The 20015-nt window shown below is 36.5% G+C and carries 20 protein-coding genes and 1 pseudogene; 9 read left to right on the top strand and 12 right to left on the bottom strand.

Going from position 1 to position 20015, the window contains the following annotated elements:
• Window positions 1-317 precede the first annotated feature (317 nt).
• Genes AC58UU_RS26820 through AC58UU_RS26810 form a run of 3 tightly spaced genes read right to left on the bottom strand, consistent with a single transcriptional unit; the run spans window position 318 to window position 2335 of the window.
• Window positions 318-698, bottom strand: a complete 381-nt coding sequence (locus AC58UU_RS26820) for a YolD-like family protein (protein WP_497320232.1) — start codon at window positions 696-698, stop codon at window positions 318-320.
• Window positions 695-1966: a DNA polymerase IV gene (locus tag AC58UU_RS26815; RefSeq protein WP_497320230.1), complete on the bottom strand. Its 1272-nt coding sequence runs from the start codon at window positions 1964-1966 to the stop codon at window positions 695-697. The genes AC58UU_RS26820 and AC58UU_RS26815 overlap by 4 nt, the downstream gene beginning before the upstream one ends.
• Window positions 1967-2335: a YhjD family protein gene (locus AC58UU_RS26810; RefSeq protein WP_497320228.1), complete on the bottom strand. Its 369-nt coding sequence runs from the start codon at window positions 2333-2335 to the stop codon at window positions 1967-1969.
• Between the two features lie 461 nt (window positions 2336-2796).
• Between AC58UU_RS26810 and AC58UU_RS26805 the strand changes: the two genes are divergently transcribed.
• Entirely contained in the window at window positions 2797-3567 is a 771-nt protein-coding gene (locus tag AC58UU_RS26805) for a nucleotidyltransferase domain-containing protein (protein WP_497320226.1), read from the top strand.
• A gap of 201 nt (window positions 3568-3768) precedes the next feature.
• On the opposite strand, the gene spoIIP is transcribed toward AC58UU_RS26805, so the two are convergent.
• Both spoIIP and AC58UU_RS26795 read right to left on the bottom strand, forming a co-directional pair.
• Window positions 3769-4692: a stage II sporulation protein P gene (spoIIP, locus tag AC58UU_RS26800; protein ID WP_497320224.1), complete on the bottom strand. Its 924-nt coding sequence runs from the start codon at window positions 4690-4692 to the stop codon at window positions 3769-3771.
• Window positions 4685-5260, bottom strand: coding sequence for an RNA polymerase sigma factor (locus AC58UU_RS26795; protein WP_497320223.1), 576 nt, complete (start codon window positions 5258-5260; stop codon window positions 4685-4687). Before AC58UU_RS26795 ends, spoIIP begins: the two co-directional genes overlap by 8 nt.
• A gap of 208 nt (window positions 5261-5468) precedes the next feature.
• Here AC58UU_RS26795 and AC58UU_RS26790 point away from each other — a divergent pair, with 208 nt between their 5' ends.
• The 5 genes from AC58UU_RS26790 to AC58UU_RS26770 all read left to right on the top strand — a co-directional run bounded on the left by AC58UU_RS26790 (window position 5469) and on the right by AC58UU_RS26770 (window position 8067).
• The gene (locus AC58UU_RS26790; RefSeq protein ID WP_497320222.1) at window positions 5469-6071 is read left to right on the top strand and encodes a hypothetical protein; all 603 of its coding nucleotides are present in this window, start codon (window positions 5469-5471) and stop codon (window positions 6069-6071) included.
• 92 nt (window positions 6072-6163) lie between these two features.
• Window positions 6164-6334, top strand: coding sequence for a hypothetical protein (locus tag AC58UU_RS26785; RefSeq protein WP_497320221.1), 171 nt, complete (start codon window positions 6164-6166; stop codon window positions 6332-6334).
• A gap of 218 nt (window positions 6335-6552) precedes the next feature.
• Window positions 6553-7008, top strand: coding sequence for a hypothetical protein (locus tag AC58UU_RS26780; RefSeq protein ID WP_497320219.1), 456 nt, complete (start codon window positions 6553-6555; stop codon window positions 7006-7008).
• A gap of 168 nt (window positions 7009-7176) precedes the next feature.
• Window positions 7177-7695 carry a DUF2716 domain-containing protein gene (locus AC58UU_RS26775; protein WP_497320218.1) on the top strand — a complete coding sequence of 173 codons (519 nt, stop codon included), beginning with the start codon at window positions 7177-7179 and terminating at the stop codon, window positions 7693-7695.
• Window positions 7696-7881: 186 nt separating this feature from the next.
• Window positions 7882-8067 (top strand): hypothetical protein, encoded by a 186-nt coding sequence (locus tag AC58UU_RS26770; protein WP_497320217.1) that lies wholly within the window; start codon window positions 7882-7884, stop codon window positions 8065-8067.
• A 318-nt stretch (window positions 8068-8385) separates the two neighbouring features.
• Here AC58UU_RS26770 and AC58UU_RS26765 read toward each other — a convergent pair whose 3' ends face one another.
• The 3 genes from AC58UU_RS26765 to AC58UU_RS26755 all read right to left on the bottom strand — a co-directional run bounded on the left by AC58UU_RS26765 (window position 8386) and on the right by AC58UU_RS26755 (window position 10858).
• A complete protein-coding gene (locus AC58UU_RS26765) occupies window positions 8386-8550 on the bottom strand; it encodes a hypothetical protein (RefSeq protein WP_497320215.1) in 165 nt (54 codons plus the stop codon).
• 10 nt (window positions 8551-8560) lie between these two features.
• Window positions 8561-9394: an ATP-dependent DNA ligase gene (locus tag AC58UU_RS26760; protein ID WP_497320213.1), complete on the bottom strand. Its 834-nt coding sequence runs from the start codon at window positions 9392-9394 to the stop codon at window positions 8561-8563.
• Window positions 9395-9862: 468 nt separating this feature from the next.
• The gene (locus tag AC58UU_RS26755; protein WP_497320211.1) at window positions 9863-10858 is read right to left on the bottom strand and encodes a DGQHR domain-containing protein; all 996 of its coding nucleotides are present in this window, start codon (window positions 10856-10858) and stop codon (window positions 9863-9865) included.
• 135 nt (window positions 10859-10993) lie between these two features.
• On the opposite strand from AC58UU_RS26755, the gene AC58UU_RS26750 reads away from it, so the two are divergent.
• Both AC58UU_RS26750 and AC58UU_RS26745 read left to right on the top strand, forming a co-directional pair.
• Complete coding sequence (locus tag AC58UU_RS26750; protein ID WP_497320209.1) at window positions 10994-11329, top strand: helix-turn-helix domain-containing protein; 336 nt, start codon at window positions 10994-10996, stop codon at window positions 11327-11329.
• 75 nt (window positions 11330-11404) lie between these two features.
• Window positions 11405-12670, top strand: a complete 1266-nt coding sequence (locus tag AC58UU_RS26745; RefSeq protein WP_497320208.1) for a BaiN/RdsA family NAD(P)/FAD-dependent oxidoreductase — start codon at window positions 11405-11407, stop codon at window positions 12668-12670.
• A gap of 237 nt (window positions 12671-12907) precedes the next feature.
• On the opposite strand, the gene AC58UU_RS26740 is transcribed toward AC58UU_RS26745, so the two are convergent.
• Genes AC58UU_RS26740 through AC58UU_RS26725 form a run of 4 tightly spaced genes read right to left on the bottom strand, consistent with a single transcriptional unit; the run spans window position 12908 to window position 19285 of the window.
• Complete coding sequence (locus AC58UU_RS26740; RefSeq protein ID WP_497320207.1) at window positions 12908-13324, bottom strand: hypothetical protein; 417 nt, start codon at window positions 13322-13324, stop codon at window positions 12908-12910.
• Entirely contained in the window at window positions 13321-15681 is a 2361-nt protein-coding gene (locus AC58UU_RS26735; protein WP_497320206.1) for a tyrosine-type recombinase/integrase, read from the bottom strand. Before AC58UU_RS26735 ends, AC58UU_RS26740 begins: the two co-directional genes overlap by 4 nt.
• On the bottom strand, window positions 15681-17783 hold the full coding sequence (locus tag AC58UU_RS26730) for a site-specific integrase (protein WP_497320205.1): 2103 nt from the start codon (window positions 17781-17783) through the stop codon (window positions 15681-15683). Before AC58UU_RS26730 ends, AC58UU_RS26735 begins: the two co-directional genes overlap by 1 nt.
• 17 nt (window positions 17784-17800) lie before the next feature.
• Window positions 17801-19285 (bottom strand): tyrosine-type recombinase/integrase, encoded by a 1485-nt coding sequence (locus tag AC58UU_RS26725; protein ID WP_497320203.1) that lies wholly within the window; start codon window positions 19283-19285, stop codon window positions 17801-17803.
• Window positions 19286-19412: 127 nt separating this feature from the next.
• On the opposite strand from AC58UU_RS26725, the pseudogene AC58UU_RS26720 reads away from it, so the two are divergent.
• A pseudogene (locus AC58UU_RS26720) lies at window positions 19413-19964 on the top strand (aminoacetone oxidase family FAD-binding enzyme); the annotation flags it as partial.
• Between the last annotated feature and the right edge of the window lie 51 nt (window positions 19965-20015).

The following is a 20015-nucleotide window of genomic DNA, read 5'->3' as shown; positions in this document are numbered from 1 at the left end:
GACAGAAAATCCCTTTATTTACCGTATAAATAATATATCGGATTTCATAAGCAGCCAACAAGAACTTTAATAAATGATAGAACGCCCCAATAAAAGAAACAGCAGTAGCCTTGGAATAAAAAATAAAGTCCTTCCTTCTAGATGCGATTGTGTAATTAAAACTAAAACAAACCCAAGGAATTGTTTTCCTCGGGCTTGTTCACCAGTACTCTGAATATAATAATATTCCAACACAATCATCCATTAATTGTAAATCAATAATTCGTCTATATTTTCTCAAGATCTTGGTTTTACTGTAATAGGAATTTTTGAATATTCTACGGATCAATCATCTCATCTACTGTCCATTCTTTACTAAGCTCCGCCTTAAGTACATCTTGAAATCTGATCCAATCCCAATTCTCTATCCCGCTGAATGGATCAACAGTATCCAAACGAAATTCCCCTTGTTTGGTTCGTGTCACTATACCTGAAATAGTACGTGACTGGTATTTGTCATATATCGTGAGTTGTACAGTTCTTTTGTAAATTTGGGATTGGCTAAGTGTAGCAGAAATGAAATGAATTTCTTGCTCATCTAGTACTTGACGCTGAATGTATTGCTTTTCTTTCTGACCTCTGATTGCGGACTCTTTATGTTGAGGAAGCATCATCCGACTTGATTCCCAAAGACTATTCAATTCTAGTTTTTTGCTCATCTATAATGCCCCCCAATTTTACCTGCTCTATCCGTTGCCAATCCTGCTTTCATTAGACTGGAAGCACGAATGATTGCTGTATTACCAAAACGGTCCTTTATGCCATCTACAACACGATCAAGCTCACGCAATTTCGTCACATCTTCGAAAAGATCAAGTTGAGTTACATCTTCCTCTACAAGAGTGCCTAGCGTAACGCCTACCTTCCGGACAGGAAATCCGTTCCAATTACGGCGAAATATTTCGCGCACAGAGTCGTAAACTTTCAACGTATGATTTGTATTCAGTGGCATCTTACGTTGTTGACTGAAGCCTGTTGGGGAGTCATAAGGTGAGCACATACAGAAAACATGTACTGTCCCACTTGTAAAACCCTTCGCCCTAGCATCGCGGCACACTTCTTCAGTTAACTCCAACAGTACTATGTCAACCTCTTCGATCGTCAAATAATCCCGAGGGAGTGTCATAGCATGGCCGATCGATTTTGGTGCGATATCAAATGTTCCAGGTGTAACCGGACTATCATCTAGTCCGTTTGCCGTTCTCCACATGACTTCCGCTTGAATATCCGATTGTTTTCCGAAACGGGCGCGGAATTTTTGTTTAAGTGTCGCTAGCGGGGTTTTAGCAACATGACCTATCGTGGTCATACCAAGAGCGACAAAATGGCGCGTCATTCGTGAGCCAACTCCGTACATCTTATCGATGGATAATGGCCATAGGAATCGCTCAACATCATCCTTTCCTAGTGTAAAAATTCCACTATCATTCTTCTTTGCGAAATTATCTGTCGCCTGCTTTGCAAGTATTTTAGTCGGTCCGATGCCTACTCGGATTCGTACATTCATAGATGCAGCAACTTTCTGTTGAATCATTACTGCGAGCTCAGCTGGCGTGCAGCCGAAATGATTGAGCGAACCTGTCACGTCCAAGAACTGCTCATCGATTGAGAATATCTCTACAAGATCAGTATACTTTTCGTAGATAGCTGTAATTGCAAGAGATACATCAATATATCGCTGCATGTGCGGACGCATTACGATAGCATTTGGACACAGTTGCAACGCTTCACCAAGCCGCTGAGCCGTGGTAACTCCAAAGCTTTTAGCAATTGGACATGCCGCCAAAATAATTCCTGATCTCCTAGCCGGATCTCCGGCCACGACCACAGGGAAATTATCAAGACCAGGATGAGTCGCCTTTTCAACGCTTGCGTAAAATGACTGGCAGTCGGATAGAAATATTGTCCGTTCGCATTTTTTGCTCATCTAAACTCGCCTCCGCATGTTCATCAGTGTGGTCATTAGTTCTGCTTTAACCAAACTTCGTAGCATTGTGAAATAATAGATGTATCCTCGGACTTTGTATTCTACATTAATACCGACTGAATTCGTGGTTGTATTAAGCACTTTGATATCACGCTTTTTCATATTGTTCTTAATACTTTGTATCTGGGGGTAAATAGCGATCTCGACCTCTTTCAGATAAAAGAGTACATGGTTATAAACAATTTTATCCTTATATATCTTCAGCTCCTCCATGTCCCTGGTTAACATATCGAGCAAAATAGGTAACAACGTGTACTCTTTGATAATTTGAACATCCTCTTCGTTCTCAATTCTTGATAAAACACTCAATTTTTTCACCACCATATACGAACATTCATTCGTGTTATTTATTATATACCGAACACGTATTCGATATGCAAGCGATATTTTGAACATAGGCGCAATAACAAAAAGCCTAAGGATAACTTTCCCTCGGGCAAATAAAAAGTATTAAACTAACGGGCAGTTATCTTGAGCAAGTTCTTGACTAAGGTGACGGGAAAGAGTAATATTTTACCAATATCCGTAAATCAATGATGGAACAAAAGTAAATCATTAAACTCTTCACAGGAAAGGGTTTCACGACTGAGAAAACCCTAGAGTACTGATTGAAAATGCCAGTTCCAGAGTATGGCTAATACCCATCGATTTGACCCGTTATAGTCAATTAAGGTGGCTGTGTGAAAATACAGCAACCTGGGTGGTACCGCGATTAATATCGTCCCAGAGCATTTGGCTTTGGGGCGTTTTTTATTTTGGGAGGAGTCTATATGATATTAGAAAAAGTTATAAATAGAGTTGTAATTCAAAGTGAATATAAGGATTTTGTTGATAAGTATATAAATAATATACTTACCGAATTTAATGGTAAGATTCATAGCATTTATATGTGTGGCTCGATTCCAAAAGGAACTGCTAAACCTTATAAGTCAGATGCAGACTTTACTATTGTATGTGTAGATCCCAAAGATATTGATTACGAAAGATTGTCAAATATTAAAAACAGGCTTTTGGAAAAATATCCAGTACTAACTAAGATTGATACGATAATTTGCTCGATTGACGATGTATTAAGTAAACCAAATGAGTGGGGTTTTTGGGTAAAGATAATTTGTGTTTGCATATATGGTCATGACGTTGGTGAAAAAGTACCACCGATAATTATTTCTCCAGAGTTCATTTTAGACTTAAATACAGAGACCAAGTGGGAAGTAGAACGTGTACATAGTTCACTTTCTAATGCTAGTGATAACACAATGAAAACTAGATATATTAAAGGTTACTCTAAGAGATTAATTCGTGCATTATACTCTTTGGTTTTAGAAGATTCAGGTGTATGGCAAGATGACATTATTAATATGAAGAATGCCATATTAAACTATTGTGAGATTGACTCCGCTTTAGTTGATTATCTGTATGCTTGTTACTTGGATAGTAGTAATGTACTTGTTGAAGAGTTTCTGGGAATTGCAGATGAAGTATATAGCTATTTTGAGAACGCCTTAAATGCAATGGCTGCTTCCAGAACTTCCTTCGGCTAACACCATATTAAAACATAAGACTATTGAGCTAATGTAAGAACGATAGCACAATAAACAGGGAGCAGTTTGCGCGGCAACTGCTCTCTGTTTTCATTAAGTAACGGGCAGCGTTTAGCGCAATAGTTATTCATCCTTTACAATTTGAGCTTGCTCCATGTTAATAGGAAAAGGCCCCTCTTTAGGAGCCCGATTAACTTGGGTTTATTCTTGCTTTAGTAAATCTTTAATAATACCCGCCAACATATCAGTTGTTCGATACACTTCCTCAAGGCTGTTTTCTTGACCACCGATTTCAATCAGGATTGAATGGGGATGCATTTCCTGGTTATAAGTATTTTTTGTCTCAGTGGATGTAACTACTCCCTCTGAAACACCAGGATACAATTCTTCAAACTTATTATTGATTTTTTTTGCAAATGTTATATTCTCAGAGGGAATTGCAATAAATTTGATTGATGCGACATCAAGATTGTTCCATTTAACAGTTGATTGTTCTCGGTGTACTGAATCCCTATGAATATCAAATATCATGTGAATTCCAGGGTATTGCTGCAAATTTTTGCTTACTGTTTCTTTTGAATAGTCGTAAGACCTAGAAAATTCGAACTTTTGTTTTTCTTTCTCTTCGTAATCAGTATTATCAGCAAGGGTTCTAACGCCTAATTCGTTTAATTTTACTGCCAAGTGTTTTCCCACAAATGTTATATTTATATCTTTTGAATAAGCTTGTTGATTGGGTGGTATAACAGTTCCTGGTGTTTTTAACATATCAGGTAGAAATGATTCTTCGTAATGACTATGGTATATAAAAACTTCAGGATTTTGTAATAGGGGGTTCTGTGCTTCTGGTTTGTCTACAGCTAAGGAGGAAAACAATCTATACCCCGCATCGACTGAATTTAAAATCCCCTCTTTCCCTCCAAACGAAGTAATCCAAAGAACTGTAATCAGAACTGCTAATGAAAGGGATCCCGCATAGAAACTTCTAATAGTTTTCTGTCTCTTACGTAATTTCAGAGCTCTTTCAATTAAATCGCGTTTTGTGGCATGAATAAAATCAGCACTTGGATAAATCTCCTGTGAATTCTTAATCATCCTCAAGATTTTTTCAGTTTGGTCACTCATATCCGGTACTCCTTTCCATTAAAGAAGATAATGTTTTCTCAAGCATCCCCATTGAACGGTGGTAATTGACTTTAACTTTCGATTCGCTACACTCCAAAATTTCGGCTGTTTCTTTAATCGAAAGTTCATTGATACCACGAAGAATTAAAACAGCTCTATAATTTGGTTTCAACTTTGAAATTGCACCCCATAAGAGCAATTTCGTTTCCTTAGTCTCTAATTGCTCAATTGGTGAATCATCTTTCGAAGTTAATTTCAAGAAAAAAGCATCTGTGAATAAAGAATAAAACTTTTTCCTTCGATAATGGTCGATAGCAACATGTTTTGCAATTGAAAGTATCCATGTTTTTAGTCCTGATGTTTTATTGAATTTGGACAATGATTTTAAAATCCGAATAAACACTTCATGGGTCAAATCTTCGGCATCGTTACGATTTCCAATGAAACAAATTAGAAATTGGTACACTTCTTTATGATATTGCTCATAGATGAGTTGAATGGTGGACTCTAATTGGTTTTCGCCATTAATGTTTGGAATTATGTATTCAATATTCTTTGTCTCCTCCAATACATTACCTCCTATCAGGTTTTCTAATTATATAGTCGAATAAGCCATCGTAAAAGTTACAAGAAAATTCAATTGTCATTTAGCATATGACGGCAGCTTTCTCAATTAACGGCGATATTAACGGGGGGAATATTTTTCACTGGATATCCATTATATGTTAATTTTTAGGTAGAGATATTGTAGTAAATGAGTTGCAATGAGGAGGACAATGATGAAACGGATGCCATTTGAACGTCCAACGGACCATTATGATGAACGAATTAGTAATATTGATGAGCAAATTTGCGATTTGATAAGACAACGAAAGGATATATCAGATAATAATCCAGGTTTCCCCTCATTTGAGTATATCTCTAATTGGGCAACTACTTTTGAACTCTACGAAGATTTCCTGAAAGCCGTATTTGGAACTTTAAGAAATGAAGAACACTTCAAACCAATGGTTGAACCATCTGGATTCAGAAAGCATATTCCAATCTTAAAATCCGTTAAAAAAGGTGAGTTATTTTATACGCTTACCTCTGTACGACAATACAGTAATGCAAGTGTAATAACTTTCAGTATAGATTGGGATATGACAACGGAACTTCCATTAAGTCCTCACAAACACAGCCATTTTGAGTTGTATTTAGGAGAACGTTATGACTGCCGAATGGTTAATGGTGGAAGCACTTCAGGGCATTCATCTTATAATTACGTAGTATCACCTCCACTATCTGACGATATATCAGGAATTGAATTAGTGTTCAAGGAATATAGCAAGCCATTTAAGATCAGTGAGATGGGTACTTATATAGTCTTTAGGGTGTAATGATTTTAGCGAGATTACACATTTTATTTAGCTAACGAGAAACAATTGCTTAGTTCCAGTAACGTAATTAATTTGGGTTAGGAGGTTATAGGATGAATGCGTTTGCAACTTTATCATGGTTAAGTATTATTTATTATTTTTTACTAGGTATTGGTGGTCCAATTTTCATCATTTGGTTTGCCGTTTCTTATGTTAGAGGTATGAAAGAGCGTAACAAAATACTTAGGGAATTAGTCGAAAAATTCACAAATAGTTCCCCATAATATACTGACTTTTGTGTAGTTGCTACGCTAACGGAGAACGATAGTTGAATAATCAGGGAGCTGATCGCAGTGACCGGCATCAGCTCCTTTTTAAGGCTGCCGCGAAATTAATATCGGAAGGATAGATTAAATCACTTCTCGAATACATTCGTTAAAGATATCTGAGAACTTCGTAAATAAAGAGGCTAACTAATATATTATATGGAGCTAAATCAAGGATGAAATTTCATTTAAAGAAGACAATCATAATTACATTGGTTATCTATCCTATATTTCTGTTTCTTTTTTACTTAATGGCCGGTTTTGTTATTGAGGCATTTGTTTTGTTTTCTGTTATTTTTTTATTTTTTATGGTTTTCCAATTCGGATATTACTGGGTAATTGAAGGTGAGAAAATTAGTAAATACATATTTTTTATGAAGCATGTCGAAATCAAAATATCTGAAATAAAATTAATTGAGGCATATAAAGTAGAGGAAATAGGAACCATTCATTTTTATTTAGGTAAGGGACCACATGAAGGTGAATATCAAATCCTTATGAAAGATGGATTGATAATTAAGAGTTACGCACATTGCTGTAATTCGAATGGCTTAACTATAGGACGTTACTTGAATAACGAGAAGAGAATAAAGCTAATAGAAAAGACTAGATATAAAATTATGAATTCATAGGGATTTGGTGGTTTTCGAGGAAAAGGCTCTATCAGATAACACTGTATTAACGCATCGATCTAGCGCCTAAAGGTAGATTGATGAGGCTGCCGCGAAATTTATCCGCAGCCTCATTAAGCTATCGGGCAGTATAGCGTGGAAAACAGATCCATTAAAATTGCACAAAATATGTTAGTATTGATCTGGAATTTAAATGATGAGTATATCCGAGGTGTGCTAATGATTAATTGGGTTCCTTTATCAAATGATCTTTATCGAATAGTATGGGATAAATTTTATGAACATTTCAATTTTAAACCAAGTATTCATAGTAGTGATTGGCCTTCCTTTAGTTTACCATCGCCAAATATTACTTATAAATTGACTAGTTATACGGATGACGACATAGACGATTTAGAGAGAAAGTGCGTTGCATGCCTTAAATCAGTAACTGAACCTGACGAATATCTGTATGCCTTAGATTGGCAACACGAATCGTTTCGATATTTTCCCCATTTGGGTCCACCGAGAACCATTTCCTTTTACCCAGATGGTGATTATTATCTATTTATTAATAAAGATTTCACATGGGGATATTTAGGGCATCCATGGGAACAAACAATTAGTATCTTTGGCGGAGATTTAATTCAACAGTTTGAAATTAATAAACCAAAATTATTTGGAGAAGTTGTACGAAGTAGTGAATAGCGTATTAAGATATAGCAGAACGTTTGTTTCAATACACAGCAATGGGAGGCTGCCGGCACGATCGGCAGCCTTTCGCTCACCTAACGTGCAGTTTACGCCAATACGATTTGGGTGGAAGACGCAACATTCATTCGTTGGAAGCGTAGTAAAGGTAATGACTTAAAAGTCCATCGAGGAGGTGCTGTTATGGTGATTTTTGGCTTTATCACCGCTTATATTCTTCCTATTTTTGGGTTTCTCTTTGTTGTTGCTTTACTGAAAGCGATTGAAAAAATCGTTAATAAAAGAAGTTATGGCGTTGAAATGTTTTGGTGCGCTTTATTTTTTGCCCTAGCCATTTGGTCTATTGGTATCGTTGCAGCATTCAACTAACGGAGAACGATAGCTTAATCAATCAACGGCAGCGGCAGTCTAAGTTCAAAATTTGAAGTAACCGAATTAGCCTCAAATAAAAAACAATCGACAAACTTGGAAATAGATGGTAATATCAACTTGTACCGGAAGCACCGGACGGACAATACGAAAGCCCTGTGGGAAAGCATCCCATAGGGCTTTTAGTTTTAGTAGTTCTGGAAAGGTGTGTAGAACACATTATGGCTTGGGTTTTCTTAATTACACTTGCTTTCATTTATAATAATTGGATTTATATCTTAATTTTCTTTGCTGTTTTATTATTTTATATATTTACAATCAAGAGCATATCAAATCCTCGTCGTCGACAATAAGTACATATGCCACCATTGCTGTGTCAAAAACAATAACCTGCCCGGCCTCACCATACACCATATCATTCACTTCAAAGTGACTCAGGGTCTTCTCTTCACCAGTTCCCTTGTGCTTCACTCGGTATTCCATGATCTCCCCCCTAAACAATAAACTCTTCGAACACCGGTAATCGCATAGCTCCCGACTTGTACCAGTCCCGATATTTCACTTTGCAACGCACTAACGGCTGCACGTAGACGTATTCCTTGCTCTCTCCACTTTTGTATGCCTGAAATACTGGCCACATTGATTGCCGAGCTGACGGTGTTATTCCTAGTTCCATCGCTCCAACCGGACGGATCCTGTCACCATCTGGATAGCCTAGCAGCCATGAATGTTCTTTCTTGCTGTACCCCGTTATGAAACATTCAGCCATCTGATAATTGATAACCTTCTGCCATGACCAGGAACGTGTATCTTTCTCGTACTTAGAAGATTTTTTCTTTATGACTATGCCTTCCAAGCCATGTTGACAAATAAGTTTAAAGAAATCAGTTGTGCTGCCCTGTATTGGCCGAACTATCCTATAATTTTCATTTTCTTGCACAGCTTCTTCAAGTAATCCCTTGCGAACCTCTAAGGGCAATGCGGTAACATCTACGCCGCGGTGGTATAAGATATCAAAAGCCATAAATACGACTGGTTTACGCTTCTTACTAGAACGGAAACCCGCATTCGTCGCTTCAAAATTAGCCTTCCCATGTTCGTCTAGCACCACGATTTCACCGTCCAGAATAGTTCCTTTTGGGATTGGCGGATTGTGTAGTTCTGGATATTTGAACGTTGCATTCGTGTTTTTAGTATATAAGTGTAGTTCATCCATATTTGAAACGATTAAACGTATCCCATCCCACTTGAGTTCTGCAAAAGTGGAAGGATCATTAAAAGGCAGATTGTTTTTACTGTATTGGAGTAGCATTGGAGGAATAAACATTTTCTTCATCACCCATAATAATGGTACACCTTAGAGGAATCTATGACTAATGGAACTTGAAGGAAGTAAGGAGCCTTGTAGAATGAAGAAATTAATAATATCCAGTTCAATTGTTTGTTTTAGTGTTGCAGCTGCAATATCATTCCCAGTTTTCTACGCACTTAAAGGAAGATGAATCCCTGAGCGAACAAGCCCGAATCAGAGCTCGAATCGAAAAAGCCGTAATCATATTGATTACGGCTTTTAGTTACTCTACTTAATCGCTTTGATTATCGCCGATTGAATGTAGTTATCTACATTGGCACCGGGCACCCAAAGGCCAGTACAACGGATATTCCCCTACACTGGTGTTATTTTATTATCTATTAAGTATATCCTACCTCTTAACACAATTGCTCGATGTTTTGCAGGTGATATTATAGTGACTTAGAATGGACACCATGTTATCTGGCAATCAACTTTTACTAGTTATTCCGATAACATCTGTGATACCAATTCTGCCGATAACGTTCGAGATCCACTTATACCTTTAATATACTTAAATGGACCGTAACTGGACCAATCTATAGCTTTAAGCTTCTTCACATAGCTTGCCATTCGTTTATAATCAATTTGCTTCTTTTCCTCAGAAACACATTTCGCAAAAATCACAGCCCCTGCCATTGCAAGAGCATTTAAACAAACGATATGAGTGATTCTATATTCCTTATAATCCAACCATTCCATATTGAAATGTTCTTTAAAAGCATTAAAGTACACCAAGACTATCATGAGTTTTTCATCCTTAGATAAATTTGCTACATGATTTGCCTTCAACATAAACTCTAATATTTTATATAAATTCTGCAAGGTAACATGTCTACCTGTACTCCGTTTACCAGTAATCGTACCAATGAAATGAAATGGACTATCGCTTCGAACAATAAGCTCGGTAGCTATCCAACTGAAATCATCAGAATATCTGCGTAAGTATCTACTTAGAGAAATGCCGATTCCTTTTGCCTTTGTATTTATTGTATCAAATAGCTGAATTTCTTCATCCTCATCGAGAAAGTGAAATGCTAAGAAAGGAACGTTTATTTCTGAGTTCGTATCCTGTGCATAACGTTTAATTCCACCTAATCTATGTTGTCCATCCATTAGTGATGCCTTTTCCTTGCATATTAGCCTACCATAGGACGGCCTAGTTTTATCATAAGTTGAGAACTCCCATTTAGCTTCCGCATTCAACAAAATCGGGGTAAATAATGCATTATCCCCCTTTGAAAGGTACATAGCAAAATCATTACATCTTTTAATATCAACAGGACGTTGATATCCTTTACCTGAAGGATGGTCAAATGGCTTCACATAGGTGAGTTGTAAGGCAGATGTCGTAGACAAGTTACCCAGATAAGCGACTTTTCCACGCATTTTATATTGAATCACGTTTTCAATAACGTGATGGCTCATCAAATTGCTCATGGTGTTATTCTCCTTATAGGTTAGTGTAACCTTATTTTAGGTTATATAACACCTATTTTCAAATGGTATTAAGTAGTATATTACACTTCATACTTTACATGGACTTACCTACTCTGTTAATAGAGAGGTGAGGATATGTCGAAGTTCTTTGCAAGCGTTGGAAAGAAAGTTAGATTCTACAGAAAAGCTGCACAATTATCACAAGAGGAACTTGGAGCGCTATTAAACATAGATCAATCCTATCTCGGTAAAATAGAACGAGGAGAAGTAAATATGACACTTGAAACGATACAAAAAATTTCTGAAGTGTTGAATATTAACCCCTCGCAATTATTTGAGGAAAAAAAAGACAGAACAACTAAAGAAAAAAATGAAATCCTTAATAAAATAGACCTTCTCTTGGTTAACCTTAAATTAGATGAGTTGAAGACGATATACAGAATTATTAAGGATATCTTGTTATTTAAATAGTTGTGAGTTCTCATCTTATTTGGGTTTAGTTCTAATTAATGATACAATTTGCAAAAATGAGTCAAGGAGTTTTGTATGGCATATGATGTAATTGTGGTCGGTGGAGGATCTGCCGGTTTAATGGCAAGTATAGCTGCCAGCTTAAGTGGAGCTAAAGTTCTTCTCCTAGATAAGGGAGATAAATTAGGGCGTAAGCTTGGGATCTCTGGTGGGGGCAGATGTAACGTTACAAATAATAAAGAAACAGATGATTTAATCAAACATATTCCTGGCAATGGTCGCTTTCTACATAGTGCATTCAGTAATTTTAGTAACAAGGATATTATTGAGTTTTTTGAAAATCTCGGAATTCGTCTTAAAGAAGAAGACAACGGCCGCATGTTCCCTGTAAGTGATAAAGCTAAAACGGTTGTAGACGCGCTTGTTAATCAAGTTCGGAAACAAGGTGTTGATATAAGAATTAATAGCCCTGTAGATAACATCAATTTTAATAATGGCTCAGTCTCTGGGGTACGTTTAAAATCTGGTGAAACCATTCGTAGCAAGAATGTGATTGTTGCTTCCGGCGGCAAATCCGTCCCACATACGGGTTCTACTGGAGACGGTTATTTATGGGCCAAAGATGCAGGTCATTCCATTACCGAGCTGTTTCCTACCGAAGTCCCTCTAACCTCTAATGATACATTTATCAAAAGTCGCGAATTACAGGGGCTTTCACTTAGAGACGTAACATTGACGGTATGGAATAGTAAAGGCAAGCCAATAATTTCTCATAGTGGTGATATGCTATTCACTCATTTTGGTATTTCTGGACCAATTGCATTGAGATGTAGTCAATTTGTTGTAAAAGAATTATCGAAGAGCGGCCTAAAAGATACTATACTTACTGTTGATTTCCAGCCAAATAAAGCGCTTGGCGAGGTATATGATGAAACCCTCGCTTTAACTAAGAACGAGCCTAAAAAGGCCATTAAAAACGTTCTCAGAGGGTATCTGAATGAACGGCTCATCCCTTTGCTTTTACAGAAGGCTGAACTCGATGAACAACTTACACATGATAATATACCTAAACAAAATTGGATGGCATTAAGCAAATTAATTAAGGCCTTTCCAATCAAAATATCAGGTACTCTCTCCATTGAAGAAGCCTTCGTAACAGGCGGTGGTGTTAATCTAAAAGAGATCGATCCTAAAACAATGCAATCCAAGCTCATGAATGGATTATACTTTTGTGGAGAAGTCCTTGATATTCATGGATATACCGGTGGGTACAACATTACGGCAGCTTTTTCATCAGGTTATACTGCAGGTAAAAATGCAGCGATGTCTATATCTGAATAAGCAAAAGTGCCCCTCGCTCTTCTAGAGAAGGGGCACTTTTTAAAAATCAGGGAACACTTTACATCGTTTTTCATACAAAGTTGAATTTCCAATCAGTAAAGCATCTCGCTCTTTTAGTAACTCCTTAATCTCTTCGCGAAGTCTCTCAACGGTAGCTTCCATCTCTGATATTCCTTCGCTTAATTGATTTGAGTATGCTTCTCTATTAATTATTGCTACCTCCTCCGACTCTTATCTTCATACCAGGTCTATAGAGCCATGCTTCTCAATTAGTAAGATCCTTAATTTTTCATTCTCTTCTCTTAATACTTGAAGAGCCTTTCTGTACTCAGAGATTAAATCCCTTTGTTTACGATTCTTATCCATAAGATCAGCTAAATCTTTATGATCAACTGAAGTTTCATGACTATTACCTTGTTGATCTAGAGTACTCTTAATTTCTTCTACTTCTTTTTCTAACTTCGAGTACCACTCGTCAAGGTAAATCCAAACTTCGCCTTCCCATAGAGTGCGGTCACTTTTCAAATTAATTTTAGGACGATTTGCAATGAGTAAAAATACGTCCTTTTTAACTATTTTTAATAATCTACCCTTTTTGTACTCGTTTATAATATGCCTCTTAACTTGCCCTGCTTCATATTTCAATTCACTCATTGTGAAGCTTCTTTTCCGACCCATTCCAATTTTCCTTCTTTCAAGTATTGAAGTGCTTCTTCAAAAGTTAATATTGGCTTGGTTTGCTTATATTTTTTCCAGTAACTCTTGGCTTTGTCCCATAAACCTTTTTTCAGTTTGGGTATCTCTTTTGGGCTAATCGAGAATTTTTTCTCTAATAACTTAGGAAAAGATTCGTCAATTAGCTCAATGATGTCGTGTGAACGTATACTGACTAGTTCTTTCTGTATGGTATCACGTTTTGATTTCGCCATTTCTTCCCCGCGCAATGCCAGTAACATAAACCTAAATATTTCGGCAATATGCTCGTTATATTTATCGTCATCAGGTTTATAGTAATTGCATTTAAAACAATGAAGTTCTGTATGACCACAGTTTAGCATTTCATGCGCGACACAGTTATGAGTGAATCTCGGAAATCCAGCAGAGACATTATTTATTGGTATAAACGAAGTATCGTTAGAAAAGCCAAACTCCGCTTCTTCGCCCTTGAACTTCTCGATGAGAGAGGACACAAATTGCTCTTTATCTTCAGTTTGTACAACTTTTGCTGCTTGTTCAAGAAGTGGGTCAAGTTCAAGATCTGTTGGCTCTTCTAGCTTATTTATAACGTTACCCCAAATACCTTCTTTATAAATCTCACTATAATATTGTTGAATCTCGGGTGAAGAAGTCGCTAAATAAGGAATTAATGAATTGGGGCTACTGTGGCCTAATTGATCTTGAATCTCATGTTTGCTTTTCTTTTTCATAACCATATAAATGGCATGCATTCTCCTAAAGTCATGAGACGTGAAATACTCATCTCTAGGAATATCAGGCCAAAGTCTTTTTTGAATCTTAACTAAGAATTTACTTATTTGGTTAATTGTTAAAGTAGCTATCTCGGTTCTGTTTGCGAATAACCGATACTCAGTTAAACCATCACCGAAGTACCTATCGTTTTTCGGAGAAAGCACCTTGTCTTTTGGAGCTAACTTAGAGGATTGCTCCACCCAATTTTGAACATCGTCAGTAGCCTTGACTACCTGAGGCTTACCGTTTTTCGTTTTATGTAAATGCAACCACTTGTTTCCATAATAGTCTGTTGATATGCAATCTTTTAGCAATAAACATATCGCTGTGACCCTAGATCCCGTCGCTAATTGGATTAGACATACTCTTCTACAACGAAACTCTAATAAAACATTCTCATTAATGTAAGGTGTTTGCTCATCTAATAGTGCTTCGATTAATGTATAAGCGTTACCTAAATTTAGTACCTTTCCAAACTGCTTTGGTTTCCTTCTCATTGAGTGTGGAATCACTGTGTTAACAACCAAATTCAGGTCATATTTATCTATGTAAAATGTTAACCATTGTTTTAGTAAATATCGAATATTAACTATTTTTTGCCGAGCCCATTTACGACTAACATGAATTAGTATTTTCTCTATCCCCCCTGAAATTAATTCTGAAGGTGTATTTAGTCCAAAACTATTAAAATATTTTAAATACCCTCTCATCATAGCAGACTCACTTGCCCAGCTAGATAATGTTATTAGTCTTGTCGCAGTTCTTACTTTATTTGCAAAATCAACCTTATTGGTGGCGACTTTTATATCTAAATCCTTTACATGATTTAACTTGTAACTAAATACGAATTCATAAAAACTTTTAGTCAATTCTGAATCGTATTCGCATAATATAATATCCCATCCATCCTTTTCAAGCTCCATTTTTGATTTTGGAACCCTTCGTGTATTTATCCTGCTCGTTACAGGTGATTCTTTTTCCTTTTCTAGTATTACGCTTAGTTTAACTAATGCACTGCTCCTTTTCCTGTCGTTGCGCTCCTCAAATTTTTTTTTCAAAATCACTAGTATTTCATCATTGACTTGTTTTCTGCCCTCACTTTTATAAAGCCCGTACCCAGCAGCCCAAATACATAAAGTCATATTCAAAATAGCATTTTCGAATTGTTTCTGTTTATATTCATTATTTATTTCTAGCTGAAATAATGATTCAAAATGCTCCTCAATATTATTGCTTAACAGTCCAAAATTAGGAATATTCTGTATAGGTAAGTTAAAAAAATTAAATGAGAATGTGTCCTTCCATGACAATACTACTCTTTGATACAGTAATAAATAATTAACATAGCGTTTTTCGGGTTTTTTTAGTGATTTATAAAAAGTAAGATTACTAAATTTTTGTATTGGAATTTCTGTGAGATATTCTATTTTACTCCAGGATTCAGCGCAGATTAATTCCCACTCCATTTTTGTAAAGTGTCTATCAACTCCTACTTCACACATGATTTTTGGAATACTTTCAACAGTAGCTACTGAACTCATTATTTAGCTTCCTTTTTTGTGTATTTATTTAGAGTTTCCAAAACCATTTCGTCTATCTTCTCTTCCTTGAGTCCAAGTTCAGTTAGTCTCTTTATTATTAAAGAAATTGATCTCATTTGACCAGCTGCTATGGAGTTCTTGGACGTATAATTAGTGCTATGCTTAATTATTGCCCTCATGTTAATAATTTGTTTAACTAGAACAACTATTGCATCTTGTATCTCCTCGCGGCGCATTAGAAAATGCTGACACCCCCAGCATTTATACCAGTTATCACAAGATTCTTGACTTAAACAAAAGCCCATTTCCACTCGTTTTCCATATTTAAGTAAAAATTCATCTAATGCCATTTCCGTTGTGAACGCATTCATCATATCTTCGATTGGGGGATCCTCCGATGTGAGAAACTGAAGCAACCTTACATAGAATTTACCACTCACCTCACCTTGCTCATATTTTGAAAGCACACGATGAAGTAAAGCGTTCCTAGAAACCCTGCTCTTTAAGTACAGTCTTGTCATTTCTTCATTTCTATGTCCTGCAGCAACACGAACAGCCTCAAGACTGCCTGTTTTCATTGCAATATGAGTTAATAAATAAGTTCTATAGCCATGAGCACTTATACGCTCAGATAGTTCATCCTCATTTAGTACCTCTAATTTCACTTTATCAAAAAAACGTCGAACAGCAGCTTGTGAAATCATCCATGGTGGTTGATCCAACTGGAACAAGTGTACGAATTCTCTATTGTACTTTTTATTCCAAATTGGTTTTAGTTTGAGTTGATCAGCTCTATTTTGCATTTCAGTAATTGCTTCTAGACCTATCGGATCTAGAATAGGGAATTGTCCGTACTTGTTTCCTGCCTTATCTTCATCTTGTGAATATAATCCAAAAGCTTCAGGGTGGTTAGGTAACGGTTTCAAAGCTTGTTTGCTTTCTAGATTCATTACAAAACTAAATCTTGGAGGTGCACTAGCAACTATCATCCAAAACCATCTGCATAATGCTTCGCTTTCATTTTCAGGAACATAATTATAAATACCTTCTACCATTTTCTTTGCAACTTCATCGGAAGAGGGAGCAAACCCTTCACTGTTTATATATGCCTTTGAGGCTTTCTTTGATAAACTAGCCCATTCTTCATCTGGGAAATTCAATTGAGTTGGGAAAAATAAAGGGAATGCACCCACTCCCCATTCAAAAAACTTTTTTAAATGAAACACTTTACTTATTAGATATGCTTTACTTACCTCTTTTTTACGCCCATGCTTAAACCTACTAGTTAATTTTCTGAAATCACATTTTTCAAATGATGTACAATCATTTTTATTCTCTTCTTTTAGATATTCAAATAATTTATTTAAAATATTACTCATTCTATTTAAATTAAATTCACCAGCATCAGCAACTTGCAAATAATTATAATATTTGGATACGAGCTCCGCCCATACTGGATTTTCATGGCTTAAGAGCCTCTCAAGAACCGTTCTTTTTTTCTGCATAATTCGAACATTAGAGTAGCCCAATCTAATACGCAGGTCTTGTAATACCTTTGGATTATATCGATTAATATTTGGATAACTAATCATAGTTGCAAATTTGCTATCATCGTCGTTAAAACTATGGAATGGCTTATTTGTGATTATAGTATGTATAGCTAGGAATTTTCTGAATCCAGTACGCGTAAAGGCGGTACTTTTAGAAATCATCTGATCTTCATGATCTGTTATTAAACCATATAATTTGGACCAATAATACTGAATCTGCGACGAAGTATTATCTGATTGGAAATACTTTAATATCATATCAAGATCGATTTCATTTTTATGCTCACGATAAATAGTTAGGTACCATGGAATTATGTAACACATTTCGGTGAAATGTCCTTCCCTAAAGCCTCTTTTGTCTTCTTGACTAGCTTCTAACCATTCTCTCCCATCGTTAAATTTACAGTGAAGTTGTTCCACGATTAACTTCAGATGCTTCAAATTACTATTAATATATGCTCTTCGATGTTTACCTGGATATTTGTTTACGTCGGTAAATGCCTCTAAATAAAGATTTGAAAAATCTTCCCATGACAACCATTGATAACTCATTTGTGCACTCCCCCTTATTATTTTGTTGTTTTAAAGGTCTCCAAGATGTCTTGTACCTTTCCATCACTTTCTGAACTATTTGTATTAGGAATCCAGTGTGAGTAAGTTGTACGAGTCGTTTCCGTACTTCTATGTCCTAACCATCTACTCACATCATCTATTTGAATATTCAGTTTTTTTAATAGATATGTAGCATAAAAATGTCTAAACGTATGGGGACTATAATCGGAAAGGTCTATATTTCTTTCTCGAGTCAGTTGTCTATTTATGTTTTCATATTTCTTCGCTACAGATTTCCCGGTTATTGGGCGCCCTTGATTTTTTCTATCTCTAGATACAAATAAAAATCCATGATCCACTTCTATGTTTCTCATTAATATTTGACGTTCTCTTAAGGCTTCATAAAGTAAGTTCAGGAATACCTCTTGAGAAAACAGCCATGGTACTTCCCTATATTCCCCATCCTTTTTATGCCCTGACCTAAAATCCGGATTATCCCTATCCTTAATCTTGCAAACCCAAAATCCCTTGTTATCTTTTTCGTAAAAGTCTATGTCGCCCTTTATGCCTTGTTTTATTAGCCTTTTAGCCTTATGGTAATCCATCCTTAGTAAATTGTTTGGAAGGGAACTAGGATCTATCCAAATGCCTGCTGCTTCACTTTCCCGTGGACCTAAGAAACGCAAAATATTAAAAAGAAGCTTATCCTGATAACTACTTGCCATATCTATAAATTGATCTGTTTGTTCCAGTGTAAATATCGAGTCTACCTTCAAACTTTTTAAACCATAGTATTGAGGTTTAACTCCTACGTCTCTAGTTATTGATGAGATATCAATTGTTGCAACTCGCTTTTCTCCAGCAATACTCGAAACAAAACCTCTCAACACTTTACTCTTATGTGGTAACTCGTTAATTTGAAGTGAAGCATAATACGACGACTTCTTCTTCAAGAATTGAAGGTACTGCACAGTTGTACGCACAATTTTATTTATACTCGTACTTGAGTAACTACTAGTCACAGAGCGCTGTAGCTTTCCAAATTCATCTCTATGAATATTAGTAACTTTACCTTCAGATTCCCCCCAGCTATTTAAAGGAATCGCATTTAGAGCTACCCACTCTAAAGCATCTTCTATGCCCACATCAGTTCTAATTAGCTGTAAATAGTCTGTGAACCCTTCTAATACAACTAACAAATCCGATTCTAATAATTGAATCTCCCAAATCAAAATAAAGTCTAAGAATTTTTTCAAATCATTCGCTTCATTTCTTACTGTATTAATTGCCTTACCACTACTTCTCCTTGAAATAAGAAATGATGTGGCTTCATGAACTGTTGTATGGTCAGGCCTTGAGATGGAGAGAATATTCTTATCTGGAAGAAAACTAGCATAATGTAATCCTTCCAACTTTTTCACTGTGTATATTCTAGCAAAACTTTCTAACCTTAATTTATTGTCCATTATGTTTACCAATTTAAGAAGTTCTTGATACCCCAAGCTATCCCACCTTATCCGACGATACCATCTATAACTTCAATTCCCCTACTATATTTAACTGTATTAATAATCAATCTTTTTCCAGTATATTCATAGAGTATGCTGATTTCAATAGATTTGGGGGTGATTATTATTTACTCATTTTGGCTTATCAGGGCCGATTGCGCTGCGCTGTAGTCAATTCGTCGTAAAAGAGCTCAACAAGTCAGAGCTCAAGGAAGTCCTGCTCACTGTGGACCTCTTCCCGGATCAAAGCACGGACGACGTTTACAACCAAAGCATGGCTCTCGCCAAAGCCGACGCCAAGAAAGCGATCAAAAACGTGCTTAAGACTCTTTTATCCGATCGATTAATCCCGATCATGCTCGAGAAGTCTGGCTTAGATGATCAGCTTACGTACGATAACATCCCGAAGCAAAAATGGCTCGAGCTCTGCAAGCTGATGAAAGCCTTCCCTGTTATCGTCAAAGGAACACTCTCTATAGAGGAAGCTTTCGTCACAGGCGGCGGCGTTCAGCTTAAAGAAATCGATCCAAGCACGATGCAGTCTAAGCTGGTGAATGGGCTTTATTTCTGCGGTGAGATCCTCGATATTCACGGCTATACAGGCGGTTATAACATTACCGCGGCATTTTCTACTGGTTATATGGCTGGCAAAAATGCTGCTCAGCAGGCATAAAAAAAGAAGGACCCTCATCCTAAGATGCAGGTCCTTCTTCCTTTTGTTCAT

The organism is Paenibacillus sp. JT22N1, from assembly GCF_059692155.1.
Note: the sequence above shows the minus strand (reverse complement) of the source record. Positions and strands in the feature narration are given on the sequence as shown.

Bases quoted from the DNA above. Each gene is read 5' to 3' on its own strand.
- AC58UU_RS26750 (WP_497320209.1), top strand. From the start codon at position 10,994: ATGTCGAAGTTCTTTGCAAGCGTTGGAAAGAAAGTTAGATTCTACAGA.
- AC58UU_RS26770 (WP_497320217.1), top strand. From the start codon at position 7,882: ATGGTGATTTTTGGCTTTATCACCGCTTATATTCTTCCTATTTTTGGG.
- AC58UU_RS26740 (WP_497320207.1), bottom strand. From the start codon at position 13,324: ATGAGTGAATTGAAATATGAAGCAGGGCAAGTTAAGAGGCATATTATA.
- AC58UU_RS26765 (WP_497320215.1), bottom strand. From the start codon at position 8,550: ATGGAATACCGAGTGAAGCACAAGGGAACTGGTGAAGAGAAGACCCTG.
- AC58UU_RS26790 (WP_497320222.1), top strand. From the start codon at position 5,469: ATGATGAAACGGATGCCATTTGAACGTCCAACGGACCATTATGATGAA.
- AC58UU_RS26805 (WP_497320226.1), top strand. From the start codon at position 2,797: ATGATATTAGAAAAAGTTATAAATAGAGTTGTAATTCAAAGTGAATAT.
- AC58UU_RS26730 (WP_497320205.1), bottom strand. From the start codon at position 17,783: ATGAGTTATCAATGGTTGTCATGGGAAGATTTTTCAAATCTTTATTTA.
- AC58UU_RS26755 (WP_497320211.1), bottom strand. From the start codon at position 10,858: ATGAGCAATTTGATGAGCCATCACGTTATTGAAAACGTGATTCAATAT.
- AC58UU_RS26735 (WP_497320206.1), bottom strand. From the start codon at position 15,681: ATGAGTTCAGTAGCTACTGTTGAAAGTATTCCAAAAATCATGTGTGAA.
- AC58UU_RS26760 (WP_497320213.1), bottom strand. From the start codon at position 9,394: ATGTTTATTCCTCCAATGCTACTCCAATACAGTAAAAACAATCTGCCT.
- AC58UU_RS26745 (WP_497320208.1), top strand. From the start codon at position 11,405: ATGGCATATGATGTAATTGTGGTCGGTGGAGGATCTGCCGGTTTAATG.
- AC58UU_RS26775 (WP_497320218.1), top strand. From the start codon at position 7,177: ATGTTAGTATTGATCTGGAATTTAAATGATGAGTATATCCGAGGTGTG.
- AC58UU_RS26785 (WP_497320221.1), top strand. From the start codon at position 6,164: ATGAATGCGTTTGCAACTTTATCATGGTTAAGTATTATTTATTATTTT.
- AC58UU_RS26820 (WP_497320232.1), bottom strand. From the start codon at position 698: ATGAGCAAAAAACTAGAATTGAATAGTCTTTGGGAATCAAGTCGGATG.
- AC58UU_RS26815 (WP_497320230.1), bottom strand. From the start codon at position 1,966: ATGAGCAAAAAATGCGAACGGACAATATTTCTATCCGACTGCCAGTCA.
- AC58UU_RS26780 (WP_497320219.1), top strand. From the start codon at position 6,553: ATGAAATTTCATTTAAAGAAGACAATCATAATTACATTGGTTATCTAT.
- spoIIP (WP_497320224.1), bottom strand. From the start codon at position 4,692: ATGAGTGACCAAACTGAAAAAATCTTGAGGATGATTAAGAATTCACAG.